Annotated in this window: 12 protein-coding genes and 1 tRNA gene; 3 read left to right on the forward strand and 10 right to left on the reverse strand. The window is 58.1% G+C overall.

The genetic code is table 11. From position 1 onward, the window contains the following. Positions 1-33 precede the first annotated feature (33 nt). The 9 genes from amrA to C1713_RS04090 form a co-directional block, all read right to left on the reverse strand. On the reverse strand, positions 34-1,431 hold the full coding sequence (gene amrA / locus C1713_RS04050; protein WP_102493102.1) for an AmmeMemoRadiSam system protein A: 1,398 nt from the start codon (positions 1,429-1,431) through the stop codon (positions 34-36). Between the two features lie 217 nt (positions 1,432-1,648). Then, positions 1,649-1,733 (reverse strand) — tRNA-Leu (locus tag C1713_RS04055). A gap of 15 nt (positions 1,734-1,748) precedes the next feature. Further along, positions 1,749-4,004 (reverse strand): DEAD/DEAH box helicase, encoded by a 2,256-nt coding sequence (locus tag C1713_RS04060; RefSeq protein ID WP_102493103.1) that lies wholly within the window; start codon positions 4,002-4,004, stop codon positions 1,749-1,751. Next, complete coding sequence (locus C1713_RS04065; protein WP_102493104.1) at positions 4,001-5,326, reverse strand: BREX system ATP-binding domain-containing protein; 1,326 nt, start codon at positions 5,324-5,326, stop codon at positions 4,001-4,003. The genes C1713_RS04060 and C1713_RS04065 overlap by 4 nt, the downstream gene beginning before the upstream one ends. After that, positions 5,313-6,857: a TerB N-terminal domain-containing protein gene (locus C1713_RS04070; protein WP_102493105.1), complete on the reverse strand. Its 1,545-nt coding sequence runs from the start codon at positions 6,855-6,857 to the stop codon at positions 5,313-5,315. Before C1713_RS04070 ends, C1713_RS04065 begins: the two co-directional genes overlap by 14 nt. A 411-nt stretch (positions 6,858-7,268) precedes the next feature. Beyond that, a complete protein-coding gene (locus tag C1713_RS04075) occupies positions 7,269-8,063 on the reverse strand; it encodes an ABC transporter ATP-binding protein (RefSeq protein WP_009442419.1) in 795 nt (264 codons plus the stop codon). Beyond that, entirely contained in the window at positions 8,063-8,944 is an 882-nt protein-coding gene (locus C1713_RS04080) for an ABC transporter permease (RefSeq protein ID WP_050341024.1), read from the reverse strand. The genes C1713_RS04075 and C1713_RS04080 overlap by 1 nt, the downstream gene beginning before the upstream one ends. 224 nt (positions 8,945-9,168) lie before the next feature. Next, entirely contained in the window at positions 9,169-10,155 is a 987-nt protein-coding gene (locus tag C1713_RS04085; protein ID WP_050344134.1) for an ABC transporter substrate-binding protein, read from the reverse strand. A 24-nt stretch (positions 10,156-10,179) separates the two neighbouring features. Beyond that, positions 10,180-11,175: an ABC transporter substrate-binding protein gene (locus tag C1713_RS04090; RefSeq protein WP_050341026.1), complete on the reverse strand. Its 996-nt coding sequence runs from the start codon at positions 11,173-11,175 to the stop codon at positions 10,180-10,182. 261 nt (positions 11,176-11,436) lie between these two features. On the opposite strand from C1713_RS04090, the gene C1713_RS04095 reads away from it, so the two are divergent. Genes C1713_RS04095 through C1713_RS04105 form a run of 3 tightly spaced genes read left to right on the forward strand, consistent with a single transcriptional unit; the run spans position 11,437 to position 13,027 of the window. Further along, on the forward strand, positions 11,437-11,994 hold the full coding sequence (locus tag C1713_RS04095; RefSeq protein WP_170950769.1) for a DNA-3-methyladenine glycosylase I: 558 nt from the start codon (positions 11,437-11,439) through the stop codon (positions 11,992-11,994). Continuing rightward, on the forward strand, positions 11,991-12,698 hold the full coding sequence (locus C1713_RS04100; RefSeq protein WP_102493108.1) for an AzlC family ABC transporter permease: 708 nt from the start codon (positions 11,991-11,993) through the stop codon (positions 12,696-12,698). Before C1713_RS04095 ends, C1713_RS04100 begins: the two co-directional genes overlap by 4 nt. Continuing rightward, positions 12,695-13,027: a branched-chain amino acid transporter permease gene (locus tag C1713_RS04105; protein ID WP_102493109.1), complete on the forward strand. Its 333-nt coding sequence runs from the start codon at positions 12,695-12,697 to the stop codon at positions 13,025-13,027. The genes C1713_RS04100 and C1713_RS04105 overlap by 4 nt, the downstream gene beginning before the upstream one ends. Positions 13,028-13,119: 92 nt before the next feature. On the opposite strand, the gene C1713_RS04110 is transcribed toward C1713_RS04105, so the two are convergent. Then, positions 13,120-16,311 (reverse strand): efflux RND transporter permease subunit, encoded by a 3,192-nt coding sequence (locus tag C1713_RS04110; RefSeq protein WP_102493110.1) that lies wholly within the window; start codon positions 16,309-16,311, stop codon positions 13,120-13,122. Positions 16,312-16,318 lie beyond the last annotated feature (7 nt).

Here is a 16,318-nt window from a genome sequence, read left to right on the forward strand (position 1 = left end):
AAATACTCCTTTCCCGCGGCGAAATGCTCCTGTTCAATGATGCCGAATGACGGTAAATCGTGCGAGAGAAATCGGCTCTTTCGGCATGATGTGTGCCTTCTCCCGTGCAATGGCGATCTGCTGCTCCGCCGTGTCGATCCCCGCGAGATCGGGCAGCAGGAGACCGCGCCGACGGTCCGCCACGCTTTTTACGATAACGCCGTAGACATGCGGATCCAGTTCCTCTGCCGACGTGATCGGCTCAGGCGTACTGAGCACATCCACGCTGTAGACGAGACGATCCAGTTCCTCCACGGCAATCGGCTCAAATCGACTGTCGTGTGCCGCTGCCGAAACTGCATTGTAGAGAATCTCCTCGGCGAGACTCTGCTGTGCGGGCAGAAACGTCCCGATGCAGCCACGCAGTTTTCCATATTTCTTGATGGAGACAAAAGCCCCAGCACGTCCCTCTGTCAGCTCCTCCGGCATATCTTGCGGCAGAGCGGCATAGGTATGCGTCCGCACAAAGTGCTCCACGCTCGCCCGCGCGAGACGTACATACATATCCTCCGATGCACGCAGCTTCTCCATCGCCGCATCCTCCGCACGAACGAGCTGTGCCGTATAGTCGCGGCTCTCATCCATTCCCGTGACCGTAAAGGAAGCCACTGCATAGCCGACGCCGAAGGGTCCTTCATAGCTGCAGAGACGGCTCTCTATTGCACTGCCGTCGAGCACACCGGCGAGCACCCAGAGCCCATTCAGCCCACAGTGTCCTGCCGCCTCGGCAAAGCTCCCCGGAATCTGCAGCAGGGAGAAAAAATCCCCCGTCCCCATAAACGCCGTACAAAGGCGGTCAAACTCCGGTCCCTCCTCCGCAAAACCATTCGGTGCCGCAGGACTGAGCCGATGCGAGAGATCGCCACTCGCGATACACAGAGTGCGCCGCCCCAGCCGCTCTGCCACGGCAGCAATGCACTGTCCGAGCCGTGCGTGCAGATAGGCCGACAGCCCCGAAACACCGATGCGCACCACCTTAACCGGCGCATCTCCGAGATAATCGCTCAAAAAAGCCAGCGGAATCATCGTCGCGTGATCGAGTGCCGGCGCCCGCTCACCGAGGGTGCCCGCCGGAATATCGTGATCCATCGCCGTCGCGGCAAGCGCCCGTACGAAATCCTCGTCATAGTCGACACCGACAGAGATCGCGGGATGTCCAAATGCTGCAAAATTTCCTTCCGCATGCTCTCCCGGCGAGATATGAAAGTAATCCTCATAGACGACAGCATGCGGACTGATGACAACAACGGTATCGGGACGAAGCTCTGCCGCCGCACGCATGACCTCACGATAGGCGGCGACGGTGTGCGCAATCTCCTGCTCGCGTCCCGCGCCGATCGCGGGAAGAATGAGCGGCGGATGTGGTACAGCATAAGCAGCAAGAACAGACATAAGATTCACACTCCTATACAACGAATGATGGACTTCATCTTATCCGCGATTCCCTAAAAAAATACCGACTGCACTGCAGTCGGAAGGAACGGTGCACCATGGGTGCGGCTTCGTCCTGCCAAGGAAAAGAAGACGATATAAACCTGCAGCGAACCCACGAGAACAAATGAAAGAAAGCGCTGACCACTATCCCGTCAGCGGTTCCGATAAGCCAAAATGGTGCGGATGAAGGGGGTCGAACCCATACGCCTTGCGGCACTGGATCCTAAGTCCAGCGCGTCTGCCAGTTCCGCCACATCCGCATGGAAATCATTCTATCATGCACGCGCAATACTGTCAATCCGCGCTCCCCGCCACGAGAGAACGGTTTTCCGCATCTCTGCTGTGTGCAGCACGCCCTCCGCGAATCCGCGCCGTACCAGTTCCGCGGGGAGATACTCATCGTACTTGTCAAACACAGGCACTTCATCCGAATAGAGAAGCTCCATCGGCGTAAAGTCTGCCGCAGCTTCTTCCGCGAGAATGCGGAAAAAGTCGGCAGGAGACGCCTTCATCGTAAACTGCATAAAATACGGCCGCATGGATTCCAGCCCGCGCAGGCCAAGACGCGCAGCACAGCGGATCCGCAGAAAGCGCTCCAACGCGAGAAAGGCATAGCTGCCAAGCCACGGCAGAAGTGCATACATTGCTCCGCCGAGCGGTATGAGCACGTCCCGCCCTGCCCCTGAATGCTGTGCCGCCCTCCGCGCTCCCATGAGACGCGCCGCGGCATTTTTCAGCAAATACGGAGGGAGAAGATCCTCGGCGAGCACCTGCCGCATCCGATGCAGGATATGCGTATGGATGTCCCCGGGACACTCGCCGAAATACGCGGGCACATTCCCCTTGACCATTTCACAGTAGACGTGATGCCGCTTGCGGTCCACCTCCAGTACACGCCACACATGCCCCGCAATGGCAATTTTCTCACCGACCGGCGGCGGTGTGACAATCGTTCCGATCTCCTGGGACTCGCAGCGAACCGTGTACTCCTCGTTTTCCTGAAAGACACCGTAAAAGCGATAGGACTGCACGACGCGCTCCCCTGCCAGCCCAACGATCAGGCCGCCGCGCTCCGTCCGCTGGATATGCTCCTCCTGCAGGAGATGGCGCAGGAGTGTGCGATAGTCCTCCTGCGTCACGCGTGCGAAAACAGGCAGTGTGAGTACCCGTTCCGCCAGTGCGCGTGGAGAGAGCTCGCCACAGGAGGCGAGGGTGCTCATCGTCTGATGGTAGAGGAGGCTGAACGGGAGACGATGAAGGCGCGGCGGCTCCACCCAGCGCTCCTCAAGATAGAGCTGAATCAGGGCAATCCCCTGCAGGAGCTTCCACGGGATCGCTGCAGGCAGGAGAGCGCGTGCATCGGGAACATCCTCGCGCACGACAAAGTGCATCTCCTGCGGCTGCCCGCGCCGCCCCGTCCGTCCCATGCGCTGGAGGAAGGACGACACCGTCCACGGCGCATCGATCTGAAACGCGCGCTCAAGTCTGCCGATGTCGATGCCGAGCTCAAGCGTCGCCGTCGTGCACGTCGTGAGACAGCTCTCCTCATCCTTCATGCGCGCCTCTGCCGTCTCACGAAAGGCAGCCGAGAGATTGCCGTGGTGGATGAGGAACCGATCCGGCTCATGCCTGCGCTCGCAGTAAGAGCGCAGGGTATTCGTCACCGCCTCGCACTCCTCGCGCGAATTGACAAAGACGAGACATTTTTTCCCGCGCGTATGCTCAAAGATATAGGCAATCCCCGGATCCGCCCCCTCCGGTGCCATATCGGTCGGTGCATCCGGCGCGGTGGGCAGATCAATATCCGTACGGCCTTCTCCCGCCTGCGTGTCCTGCACGTAGAAATGCTCCACGGAAAGCCGCCATCGGCTTCCCTTCGCTGCGATCTCCGGCACCAGCGTCCCGCGCCCCGTCCCCGCCGCAAGCAGTGCCCCCGTCTCTGCGGGCGTGCCGATGGTTGCCGACAGCCCGATGCGGCGCGGCTGCACACCGGCGATACGCGAAAGACGTTCGATCAGGCAGAGCGTCTGCCCGCCGCGATCCCCGCGCAGGAGAGAATGCACCTCGTCGATCACGACGAAGCGCAGATCGCCGAAGAGCTTCGGGATCGCCGCATGCCGATGCAGGAGGAGCGCCTCAAGTGACTCGGGCGTGATCTGCAGAATGCCCGACGGATGCTTCATCAGCCGCGCCTTGTGCGTCTGGCCGACATCGCCGTGCCAATGCCGCACGGGGATCCCCGCCGTCGCGCAGAGCGGCGTCAGCCGCTCAAATTGGTCATTGATGAGTGCCTTCAACGGGCCGATGTAGATGCAGCCGACGGAGCTGGGAGGGCTCTCCAGCAGCAAGGTGATGATCGGAAAGAACGCCGCTTCCGTTTTCCCCGACGCCGTTGAGGAGGTGAGGAGGACGTGCTCCTCCGACCCAAAGATCGCCTCGCCTGCCGCGACCTGAACCCCGCGCAGACTGCGCCAATCCTGCCCGTAGATGTACTCACGGACACAGGGCGCATAGCGGTCAAACACGTTCATAGATCAAACTCCGCAAACTGCGCGCTGACCTCCGCCCCCTCCACCGCATTGGCGGCATAGGAAAAGTTCTCCGACAGGAGCAAATCTGCCATCTTGAGCGTCGGTGTCTGATAGATGATATCCAGTGCCTGAATGAAGTCACGAATCACCTCACGCGGCGTAATGTGGTCATCTGCGCCGATACGCCCGAACTCGATGCGGATGAAATCCGCCAGATCCTCCTGCGTGACGGTCGTCTCGTATCCGTACAGCTCCGCATGGATGCCTGACAGCTTTTCCACCAGCACCAGCATCTCCTCGTGAGTCAGGGGTGACAGCTTGATAACGGGCGAGAGCAGATCGCGGTGCTCGCCTGCAAAGCGCCCCTCGGCAAGGCGCGAGCGCAGCGCCTCATAGCTGTATACGCCGCGGCGCGTATCCTCCATGCAGGCAGGCGTGCCGCAGAGAACCATCCCGAGATACTTGGCGCGCCCCTGCATGGCGTCGTTATACATCGTGAGGATCTTCTCATAGTTATACTGGCGCGTAATCGCATGGGGAATCTTGTAGATATTGACCAACTCATCGATAAAGATGAGCATCCCCGCGTAGCCTGCCTGCCGCAGAAATGCGGCGAACAGCTTCAGATACTCATACCAGTCATCATCTGTGATGATGATATTCACGCCGAGCGCATGCCGTGCCTCCGTCTTGGTCGTATACTCTCCACGAAACCATCGCGCTACCTGTGCACGCAGTGCATCGTCACCGTCGCGATAAGCATGATAGTAGAGCGTCAAAAGACGCGTAAAATCAAAGCCGTGGACAAGATCATTCAGACCGTAAATCATCGCAGCGATGCGCCGATCCACTGCCGCCGAGAAGTTCGCACTGTCCGGCGGCGTTTCGTCCGCCGTCTCCTGCTGGATTCGGCTGATCCAGCGGTCGAGGATGAGGGTGAGCGCCCCTCCCTCGGGCGTCGTCTTGGTCGCCATATTGCGGATCAGCTCACGATAGGTTGCGAGCCCCTGCCCGCGCGTCCCCTGGAGACGGCGCTCCGGGGAGAGATCTGCGTCCACCACGACGAAATTCTTCGCCATCACATAGCTGCGCAGGGTCTGAAGGAGGAAACTCTTGCCGCTCCCATAGCGCCCCATAATAAAACGAAAGGATGCGCCGCCCTCCGCAATCATATCCACATCCGACAGGAGCGCCTCGATCTCACGCCGACGCCCCACCGTGATATAGGGAAGCCCGACACGCGGCACAACGCCCCCCTTGAGCGCATTGATGAGCGTCTGTGCGATGCGGCGCGGAACCTTCCGCGTTTCATTCGATGCCATGACTGTACCGCCCTTCCAATTCATCACGATAGTCCTCCACAACGGCAGGCGGCTCGCCCTCAATCACCGTATCGGAAAAGTCCTCATACAGCTTCTCGTTGATGCTGTCCACGAGCACGGAGAGGATCTGTCCCTCCGCGCGCACCCAGTCAAGCGTCCCACCAGTGAGGAGTGCACAGAGGAGACGCTTCTCCGCCTGTGTCAGGCCATAATCGACGGACGACGAGGACGGTGTATACTGCTGCTGCGGATTCGTATATGGCGCTGCCGCTGCATCCTGCGCTGCAGGGGGTTGCGGAGAATGCTCCTGCATAAGAGGTGATATGTTCTCCCCTGCGACGGGGAGCAATTCATCATCCTCATCCACAATCAGGCGCTCCTCGGTGACAGCAGCATCGGCGCGGATGCGGTCAAGCTGACTGAAATCCAAATGAACGCGGCGTGCCTCGATCTCGCGCTGTGCCGCGAAAAATTCTGCCGTCTCCTCACGGATGATCTTCCACTGCCATTTTAGAAGCTGCGGCAGACGAATCTCCGTGAGCCCATAGTGCTCGCGCAGCTGCGTATCCACCCCGCGCAGGAGCCCACCGATACGCTGCGCCGCACCATCCGTACGCTCATAAGAATGCAGCTGCCATGCGCCGCCTGCGCACTCATACTGCCGCAGAGGATGCACGGCATAGATGCGGTCCTCCTCCGCGCGCGGCGGATGAAATACGGCCGACGCAAAGAGATCCACCGACCTCGTACAGGAATGTGCGATACAGTCCGAGAAAAAATCGCAAATGCGGTGTTTTTCATAGTATTCTTTGACACGTGCAAGGACGCGGAGAACAATGGCATCCGCTTCCGCCGTATGTGCACGATAAAGTTTGGAGCGCTCCAAACGATACGAGGAAAGCGTACACACTGCCGCCATGATCTCCTCTGCCGTATGCTCCTCTTGATGCAGCATCACATAGACAGCATCATCCTGTCTGCGCTCCTGCACCGCCCCATCATGCTCCTCCAACAGCGCAGGACTGAGCCCGTAGTAGATGATGAGCGCACGCTCCCAATCCTTGAGGCAGCGCAGAATCTGCGGATCCAGAGCACCATAGGCGTGACCGAAGATATGCAGGCGCTCATAGGCATCCATCGGCGATGTGCAGCCAACGAGTGCCAGGAGTTCATAGGCGTAGAGCGACGCGTAGGACATTCCCCGCCGCTCCACCTCCCCGCGCCGCACCTTCGTCCGCCAAGCAAAATACCCGCGCAGCTCGGGATCGGTGAGCGAATCGTACGTTGGGAAATACTGATTGACCGTTCCCCGATAGTCATAGTCGTCCTCGTAGTTCGCCATGAGACGCGCCTGCTTGAGGAAAAGCTCGGAACGGGACTGCCAGAAGTTCGTCGAGGTTTTGACAAGAGAGCGCATGGCACGGAGCAGTTTCGGTGTTTTCTCCGCCGGCGGCTGCGGCGGGATTGCCTCATCGCCATAGAGATTCCCCCCTGTATGCCTGCCGTCTGCAGGCCTCCACTCCCATACCATATTGCTCCCTCCTCTCGTTCATGCGTTCGAATCCATCCTTTTATTGTACTACGAATTAGCGAAAAGGCAAGAATTGTACGCAAAGAAAATACGCCTCCCGCCGGGCAGCGGAAGACGCTTTTCGATAGAGAGAAAGAAATGTAGGGAATGTATGTGAACCCTACGGAAGGGAAGACCGCAGGAGATTCACCGGAATCGGTCGTAAGCGTTTGGTTCAGCATGCCTGCGTCGCTCTCTCGCTTACATTGATTACTATAACGGAGCGATTTTAAAACGTCTTGTGAGGGGCGTTAGGTTTTAATTAAGAACTATCGTTTGCCTATTATTTTACACACTGGTACCGGGATTTCGCACCAAAGCAAGATCAAAAATCAACGCTAATTCAGCTGTGCCGAATTTATCCGTGCATCCCTAGCTCAGCAGGAGGCTGTCACTCGCCAGCTCGCTGCCCGCCGCCTGTTCAAACATGGAGAGCAGGTCGCGCGTGGTCAGCCCCTCCTTTTTCTCCTGCGGCACATCGAAGAGAATGCGTCCCTCGTGCAGCATGATGAGGCGGTTGCCATAGCGCAGGGCATCCTTCATATTGTGCGTAATCATCAGTGTCGTCAGCTGATCCTCCGCGACGATCTGCTGCGTCAGTTCCAGCACCTTCGCCGCCGTCTTCGGATCAAGGGCTGCCGTATGCTCATCGAGGAGGAGCAAATTCGGCTTGACGAGCGTCGCCATGAGAAGTGTCAGTGCCTGCCGCTGTCCGCCCGAGAGAAGCCCGACACGCGAGGAAAGGCGATCCTCCAGACCAAGTTTCAGGCGTGCGAGCTTCTCACGAAACACATCGCGCATCTCACTCGTCGAGCCCCATTTGAGTGTCGGCGTCTGCCCGCGCCGCGCCGCGATGGCGAGATTCTCCTCGATCATCATGCGTGCCGCCGTCCCCATCATCGGATCTTGGAAAACGCGTCCGATGAACTTTGCACGGCGGTGCTCCGGCCACTTCGTAATGTCCTCGCCCGCAATGTAGATCTTCCCCGCATCGACCGAAATCGCCCCCGCGATAGCATTCATCAGCGTGGACTTGCCCGCACCGTTGCCGCCGATCACGGTGACGAAATCACCGGGGCGAAGGTGAAGGCTGATGCCCGAGAGCGCCTTTTTCTCCGTAATCGTCCCGGGGTTAAATGTTTTCTTAATATCCTCGATCTGCAGCATCACTCTGCCCCCTTCCGCATTGCATGGTACTTCTCCTGAATGAGCGGGAGCGAGAGCGCAATCGCCACGAGGATCGCCGTAAAGAGCTTGAGGTCATTCGGCTGCATGCCGAGCTGGAGCACGATCGCGATGACGGCGCGATAGACGACCGAGCCGAGCACCACGGAGATCAGCCAGTTCTTAAAGCTGCGCGTGCCAAAGAGCACCTCGCCGATGATGACGGAGGCAAGTCCGATAACGATCGTGCCCGTCCCCATACCGACGTCGGCGAAGCCGTTGCTCTGCGCGACAAGGGCGCCGCAGACCGCGACCATCCCGTTCGAGAGAAGCAGTCCGAGGACGATCATCACATCTGTGTTCACGCCGTTTGCGCGGATCATGTGAGGGTTCGCGCCTGTCGCACGAATCGCCGTCCCGAGCTCCGTGCCAAAGAACCAGTACGTCAGCAGGATGGCAAGAACAACAACGACCGTCCCGATGAGGAGAATATTGGTCGAGGCATCAAGCCCCCAGATGTTCCACTGGGTAAACAGCGTCTCACGCTGCAGGAGTGGCAGATTTGCCTTTCCCATGACGTGCAGGTTGATGGAGTATAGCCCGATCATGGTCAAAATACCAGCGAGCAGCGCAGGAATCTTGAGTTTCGTGCAGAAAAATCCCGTCACGATCCCGGAGGCACACCCCGCCATGCAGGCAGCAAAGATCGCAGTGATCGGCGCATAGCCAGCCATCAGCATTGAGGCGGCGACTGCTGCACCGAGCGGGAAGCTGCCCTCCACGGTCAGGTCGGCAATATCCAGTACGCGATAGGTCAGATAGACGCCCAGTGCATAGAGTCCCCAAAGAACCCCCTGCGCAGCCGTCGCTACAACGAGATCCATAATGTCACTCCCAAACTCCGTAAAAAGAAGCTGTTGCACGAAGGTATTCACCTCGTATAACAGCCCTTTCTTGTGCCCCTTCCACCGCTTCGCGGTCCCCCTTCCCCGTCATACGGGGAAGGCTTTACGACCTTTCTAAATTGCTTCCCCCGTTTACGGGGGAAGTGGCGAGCATGGCGAGCCGATGGGGGGATGCAATAGTTCCTCTTTGTGTCGATTGCTTGTTACTCGACAATGGTCGCACCGTTTAACACATCCGCAGGAATCGTCAGCCCGATCTTCTCTGCATTCTTCTTGTTGATGACCACTGTGAGGTCATGTGCCGTCTCGATCGGCATCGCAGCCGGCTTCTTTCCTTCAAAAATATCCGCCGCCATATTGCCCGTCTGTACGCCGAGCTTGTAGTAGTCGATGCCCTTCGTCGCAAGCGCACCTGCCGTAACACCACCGACGTAACCGCAGATCACGCCTTTGCCCGCAGGATCCGTAATGCTCGTGAGCGTCGGAATCGCCGATGCGATCACATTATCCGTCGGCTCATAGAACACATCCACATCGTTCACCATACTCTGCGCTGCCTGCTGGATGTCGTTGACCGTCGAGATCGTCGCCGTACGCACCGTCAGCCCCTTGGACTGTGCATACTCCGTCATTGCCTTGACCTGAATCTCCGAGTTGATCTCACTCGATGAGTAGATCGTTCCGATGGTCTTGGCATTCGGATAGAGCTGCATCAGGAGGTCAATCTGCTCCGCGATGGGCGCGAGATCGCTCGTCCCTGTCACATTGCCGCCCGGGGCATCATTCGATGCGACGACCTTCGCACTCACGTAGTCCGTCACAGCCGTACCGACGATGGGAATATCCTTCGTCGCATTCGCAGCAGACTGTACTGCCGGTGTTGCAATCGCACAGATTAGGTCAACCTTGTCACTGATAAAACGCTGAACGATATTCTGGAGGTTGGACTGATCCGCCTGCGCATTTTGACGGTCAATCGTGAGGTTCTTCCCCTCCTCATAGCCGCGTTCCTTCAGCCCGTCAACAAATCCGCGGTTTGCGTCGTCAAGCGAGCTGTGCTCCACAAGCTGAACAATTCCGACCTTGTAGGTCTTTTCTCCCTGCTGCGCCTGCTGTCCGCAGCCCGCCGCCACAAGTCCGAGTGCCGTCAGTCCAAGAGCGGCACATTTCATCCAATTATTCATCCGCATCAACGTCCCATCATCATCCATTCATCAGTCCACCAGTGTTGCATCCTTCAGGACCTCCTCCGGAATCGTCAGTCCGAGCCGCTCTGCGTTGCCCTTGCTGACGACCAGCGTCAAGTCGCGCGCCGTCTCAATCGGCATATCTGCGGGCTTTGCCTTGCCGTCGAGAATGTCGGCCGCCATATCGCCCGTCTGCACGCCGAGCTTGTAGTAATCGATGCCATAGGTCGCGAGACAGCCGCCCGTGACCATGTATGGCTCGGCGCAGATAACTGCCTTGCCCGCCGCATCCGTAACGCTGACGAGCGTCGGGATCGAGGAGGAAATCACATTGTCCGTCGGCTCATAGAATACATCGACATCACCGACCAGACTCTGTGCCGCCTGCGGGATGTCATTGACCGTCGATACCGTCGCAGCGCGTACCGTCAGCCCCTTCGACTCCGCGTACTCCTTCATCGCCTTGATCTGCGTCTCAGAGTTGATCTCGCTCGAGGAGTACACCGTCCCGATGACCTTTGCATTCGGGTAGAGCTGCATAAGGAGGTCGATCTGTTTCTTGATCGGATTCAGATCGCTCGTGCCCGTCACATTTCCGCCCGGTTTCTCATTCGATTGGACGAGCTTTGCGCTCACATAGTCCGTGATCGCCGTCCCGACGATGGGGATATCCTTCGTCACATTTGCTACCGATTGTGCCGCGGGTGTTGCAATCGCGCAGATCAGATCGACCTTGTCGCTGACAAAACGCTGTGCGATATTCTGGAGATTGGACTGATCCGCCTGTGCATTCTGGCGGTCGATCGTGAGGTTCTTCCCCTCCTCGTAGCCACGCGCCTTCAGGCCATCGACAAAACCACGGTTCGCCGCATCGAGCGCATTGTGCTCCACCAGCTGAACGACACCGATCTTATAGGTCTTCTCTCCACTCGCCTGCTGACTTTTTCCACAGCCTGAGAGAGACAGAAGCCCGAGGGCGACGACGCCAAGAGCAACTGCCTTCATTGCCGTTTTCATCCGCATCGAATCTCCACCTTTTCTTTCCTATCAAATTTTGAATCTTTTTCATTATACATGGACAACAAGAAAAAAGCTAGTGGGATAACGTCAAATGATGCGCTAATCTATCGAATCTATTGCTATCGCACGGAAGATGCGCTGCCCGCTGTCCTTGACAACGCACTCCAAGCCTACTAGAATACGACGTATCGCAATTCAGAGTGAAATAGAGGACAAAGGCCGAAGTCCTAGGGGCATCGGCTTTTCTTAATGGAGCGTGTATATATGGAGAAAAAATGCAGACGATGTGCATGGGTCAATCCAGAGGATCCCATCTATATCAAGTACCATGACGAGGAGTGGGGCATCCCGCTCCACGACGATCACGCACTCTATGAGCTCTTCCTCTTGGAGACATTTCAGGCGGGACTCTCGTGGGCGACGATCCTGCACAAGCGCGAGAATTTCCGCCGTGCCTACGAAGGATTTCTCCCGGAGCGCGTCGCCGCATTCGACGCAGCAAAGATAGATGCACTCATGCAGGATGCGGGCATCGTCCGCAACCGCCGCAAGATCGAGGCGAGCATCACGAACAGCCGCGTCTTTCTCGACATCGTTCGTGAATACGGCTCGTTCGACGCCTATATCTGGGGCTTCACCGAGGGAAAGTCCATCCGCGAGAGCTGGGAGCTCCGCACCACATCTCCCCTCTCCGACCGCATCACAAAGGATTTGAAGCGACGCGGGATGAAATTTGTCGGCTCGACGTCGATCTACTCGACACTGCAGGCAATCGGCGTGCTTGCCGCACACGCAGAGGACTGCGACTGGAGGCAGCCATGAAAGGAATGACGAACGTTCCGCTCGCTGCCCTGCGCGCCGCCTTCCCCTACACCGTCCCCATCCTCGCAATTTTTTTCCTTGGGATTGCCTATGGCATCTACATGAATGCATTGGGCTTCTCCTTTCTCTACCCAATGGCGATGAGCGCGATCATCTTCGGCGGTTCGCTTGAGTTCATCGCCACGGCGCTCCTCCTCGCTCCCTTTGCCCCGCTCGAAACGTTTCTGCTCGCCCTCATGGTGCAGGGGCGGCATATCTTCTACGGCATCTCCATGTTTGAGAAATACCGTGGAACGGGATGGAAAAAACCGTACCTGATCTACGGAATGTGTGACGAGTCATTCTCCATCAACTACACGGCAAAGATCCCGCCGCATATCGACACAGGCTGGTTCATGTTCTTCGTCACTCTGCTGAACCAGCTCTACTGGGTCGCAGGGGCCACGCTCGGCGGACTGATCGGGAGCGCTCTGCCCATCAACACATCCGGCATTGAGTTTGCCATGACCGCACTCTTTGTCGTGATCTTCATTGAACAGTGGAAGAACGATCCGCAGCATCTGACGGGCATCCTCGGCATCGCCGCTGCTGCACTTGCGCTCGTAATATTCGGCCGAGATGCATTCATGCTGCCGACCATGGGGATGCTCCTCCTCGGATGCCTCATCCTGCGCCCCATCATCGAGAGGAGGGAGACGGCATGAGTCTTACCGAGCAGTGCATCACGATCGGACTCTGTGCGCTTGCGAGCGTGCTCACGCGCGCACTCCCCTTTCTCCTCCTCTCGGAGAAAAAGCCGACGCCGCCGCTTGTTCGCTACCTCGGCAACGTCCTCCCCGCCGCCGTCTTCGGAATGCTCGTCGTTTACTGCCTGAAAGATGTGTCTCTCCTCAGCGGGACGCACGGCATACCTGAGGGGATTGCCATCGCCGTCACGGCACTCCTGCATTTGAAATTCCGTCAGATGCTCCTCTCCATCGGCGGCGGAACGGCAGTCTATATGCTCCTCGTCCAGTTCGTATTTGCTGCATAAAGACAATAAAGGCTGCTGCACGAAGCGTAAAACTTCGTGCAGCAGCCTTATCTTTGTGCCCCTTCCCCGTCATACGGGGAAGGCCTTTGGGTTTACATATAATCGTCCGCCGTGCGTGTCTTCGCTTTCTTACTGATGCCGAGCATCCGCGAGATGCGGTCGACAATGACGTAGAACACAGGGATGAGGAACACGCCGAGCACCGTCGCACAGAGCATTCCGCCGACGACGGCAACCCCCATGCCGTTGCGCGCAGCTGCGCCCGCACCGGACGCCATACAAAGTGGCAGACAGCCGATGATGAACGCGAACGAGGTCATGAGGATCGGGCGCAGGCGTAGACCTGCCGCCTGGATGGCCGCCTTCAGCGGATCCATGCCGCGATCCACGCGTACCTTTGCAAACTCGACGATCAGGATGGCGTTCTTTGCAGCAAGACCGATGACCATGATGACACCGATCTGCATGTAGACGCTGTTCTGATAGCCCGGTGCCGGAATGCCAATCGCCCCGAAGATCGCAGCAAGAATGTACTCGGCAAAGAGAGCACCGAAGATGCCCGTCGGCACGGTGAAGAGTACGGCAAACGGCACGCTCCAGCTCTCATAGAGAGCCGCCAGACAGAGGAAGACAAAGAGCAGTGCGAGCGCGAGAACTTGCATCGTCGAGTTCGCCGACTTCTGCTCCTCGCGGCTCTGCCCAGACCATGCGATCGAGAAGCCGGAGTTGATGTGATGCTGCACCACCTCGGTGATGGCGTTCATCGCCTGGCCCGAACTGTATCCCGATGCCGCATTCCCCTGTATGTTGATCGAACGTGCGCCGTTAAAGCGGCTGATCTGTGTCGGACCAGTCGTGAGTTTCGGCTTCAGAAGTGTATCAAGCGGTACCATCTCTCCCGCCGAATTGCGGACAAAGATGAACTTCGCGGCCTCTGCCTCTGTACGATACGGCGTCGCAGACTGGAGCACGACCTTATAGGTGCGGCCGAACTGATTAAAGTCGTTGACCTCGTAGCCGCCAAAGTTGGTCTGCAGTGCCGTAAACACGTCCGAAAGCTGCACACCAAGATTTTTGACCTTCTCGCGGTCAATCTCGTACTGATAACTCGGCGCATTGATCTTGAACGTCGTACGAACGCCCTGCAGCTCAGGACGCGTCCGCGCCTCAGCGAGGATGGCATTCACGATGTCGTTCAGCTCGGTATCCGAGTGACCGCTCATATCCTGCAGCTGAAGCGACCAGCCGCCGACATTGCCGAGCCCCGGCAGTGCCGGCGGGTTGATGGCGACGACAGTCGCCTCCGGCGCCTCCATTGCCCCCACGCGGAACATCGTTCCGACAGCGGCAGCAACAGACTCAGCCAGACCAGGACGCTGCGACCAATCCTTCATACCGACGAAGACAACTGCGCCGTTGGAGTTTGCACCCCCGGCGAGAATGTCAAAGCCGTTGATCGACATGACGGCATCCTGCCCCTTGATCTCCTTCTGCGCCGCCTGCTGGATCTTGTCCACGACCTTTTGTGTCTGATTCGTGGATGCCCCGGACGGGAGCTGGATGGCGATCAGCAGATAGCCCTGATCCTCATCGGGGACAAACGTAGATGGAAGGTTGCGATAGATGATGGCAGTCAGACCGCAGACGATGAGCAGGAATACGACGGCAATACGCGACTTGCGGATGAATCTTGAGACAACGCCTACATAGCCCTTGCGCGTACGGTCAAAGACACGGTTAAACCAAGCAAAGAAGCGGTCGAGTACGCCCCCTGAATTGCTCTCCTTCTTTGGCTTCAGCATCATCGCACAGAGTGCGGGCGTCAGTGTCAGGGCAACGAAGGCGGAGAGTGCCATCGCGATCGCAATGGTCAGAGCGAACTGCTTATAGAGCACGCCCATCATGCCGCCCAAGAAGGCGACGGGGACAAAGACAGCCGCAAGGACGAAGGCAATCGCCACAACCGGCCCCTGCACCTCTGCCATGGCACGCTCTGTTGCGTCCACAGGCGAGAGTCCGCTCTCCATGTGATGCTCTACGTTCTCAATAACGACGATGGCATCATCGACGACGAGACCGATGGCGAGCACCATCGCAAAGAGCGTCAGCGTATTGATGGAAAAATCCAAGAGGACGAATGTGCCGAATGTACCGATGAGCGAGACCGGCACGGCGAGCAGTGGGATAATCGTTGCGCGCCAGCTCTGCAAAAAGACGAAGATGACGAGCACGACGAGCAGCAGTGCCTCGACGAAGGTGTGAACCACCTCTTTGATGGAGGCATTGATGTAGTCCGTGCTGTCAAAGACCGACTTCATCTTGAGCCCGGGCGGGAACGTCTTCTCCGCCTCCGCAAGCACCTTGCGTACCTCGGCAAGGGTAATCATCGCATTCGCATCCGAGGTGAGCCGGATACCGAAACCGACGGCAGGGTAGCCGTTGAACTTCGCGACGATATTGTTCTGCCGCTCGCCCGTCTCGATGCGTGCCACATCCTTCAGGCGGACGAACGAGCCGTCCTTGCCCGAGGCGATGATGACGTTGCCGAACTCCTCCGGCGTCGTCAGGCGTCCCTGCACCTTGCCCGTAAACTGTTTTTCCTGCCCATTCTCTGCCGGCATACCGCCGACGGTTCCGGCAGGAGCCTGTATGTTCTGCTCCTTGATCGCCGCCGTGATGTCTGCGACGGTCAGGCCGAGCTCAGCGAGGCGGTCGGGATTCAGCCAGACGCGCATCGCATAGTCTGAGCCAAAGACCTGCACGTCGCCGACGCCGCTGATGCGCTTGATCGCATCGAGGAAGTAGAGCGTCGCGTAGTTCTTCATAAAGGCACGGTCATACCTGCCGTCCTCGGAGTACATCGAAACAAAGTACGCCATCTGCCCCGAGGATTTACGCGTTGTGACCCCTGCAGACTGCACCGCGGAGGGCAGGCTCGCGTTAGCACCGGCGGCGTTGTTCTGCACCTTGACCGCGTCCATATCGCCGTCCGTACCGACATCAAAGGTGACAGAGAGGCTGTAGCGTCCGGTATCATCAGAGGTGGAGCTCATGTAGTCCATTCCCTGTGTGCCGTTGATCTGCTCCTCGATGACCTGTGCGACCGTCTCATTGACAACGGCGGCGCTCGCGCCCGTATAGGATGCCGACACCGAAACCGTTGGCGGAGAAATCTGCGGATACTGCGCAATTGGCAGCGAAAACCCAGCCAGCGTTCCGACGATAACAATGATCAGTGCGATAACAATCGCAAAGATCGGTCGGTGAATGAAAAATTTTGCCAACGGATTT

The organism is Centipeda felix (assembly GCF_900186465.1).
Taxonomy (GTDB): domain Bacteria; phylum Bacillota; class Negativicutes; order Selenomonadales; family Selenomonadaceae; genus Centipeda; species Centipeda felix.

Bases quoted from the DNA above. Each gene is read 5' to 3' on its own strand.
- amrA (WP_102493102.1), bottom strand. From the start codon at position 1,431: ATGTCTGTTCTTGCTGCTTATGCTGTACCACATCCGCCGCTCATTCTT.
- C1713_RS04085 (WP_050344134.1), bottom strand. From the start codon at position 10,155: ATGCGGATGAATAATTGGATGAAATGTGCCGCTCTTGGACTGACGGCA.
- C1713_RS04065 (WP_102493104.1), bottom strand. From the start codon at position 5,326: ATGGCATCGAATGAAACGCGGAAGGTTCCGCGCCGCATCGCACAGACG.
- C1713_RS04105 (WP_102493109.1), top strand. From the start codon at position 12,695: ATGAGTCTTACCGAGCAGTGCATCACGATCGGACTCTGTGCGCTTGCG.
- C1713_RS04090 (WP_050341026.1), bottom strand. From the start codon at position 11,175: ATGCGGATGAAAACGGCAATGAAGGCAGTTGCTCTTGGCGTCGTCGCC.
- C1713_RS04100 (WP_102493108.1), top strand. From the start codon at position 11,991: ATGAAAGGAATGACGAACGTTCCGCTCGCTGCCCTGCGCGCCGCCTTC.
- C1713_RS04075 (WP_009442419.1), bottom strand. From the start codon at position 8,063: ATGCTGCAGATCGAGGATATTAAGAAAACATTTAACCCCGGGACGATT.
- C1713_RS04070 (WP_102493105.1), bottom strand. From the start codon at position 6,857: ATGGTATGGGAGTGGAGGCCTGCAGACGGCAGGCATACAGGGGGGAAT.
- C1713_RS04080 (WP_050341024.1), bottom strand. From the start codon at position 8,944: ATGGATCTCGTTGTAGCGACGGCTGCGCAGGGGGTTCTTTGGGGACTC.
- C1713_RS04095 (WP_170950769.1), top strand. From the start codon at position 11,437: ATGGAGAAAAAATGCAGACGATGTGCATGGGTCAATCCAGAGGATCCC.
- C1713_RS04060 (WP_102493103.1), bottom strand. From the start codon at position 4,004: ATGAACGTGTTTGACCGCTATGCGCCCTGTGTCCGTGAGTACATCTAC.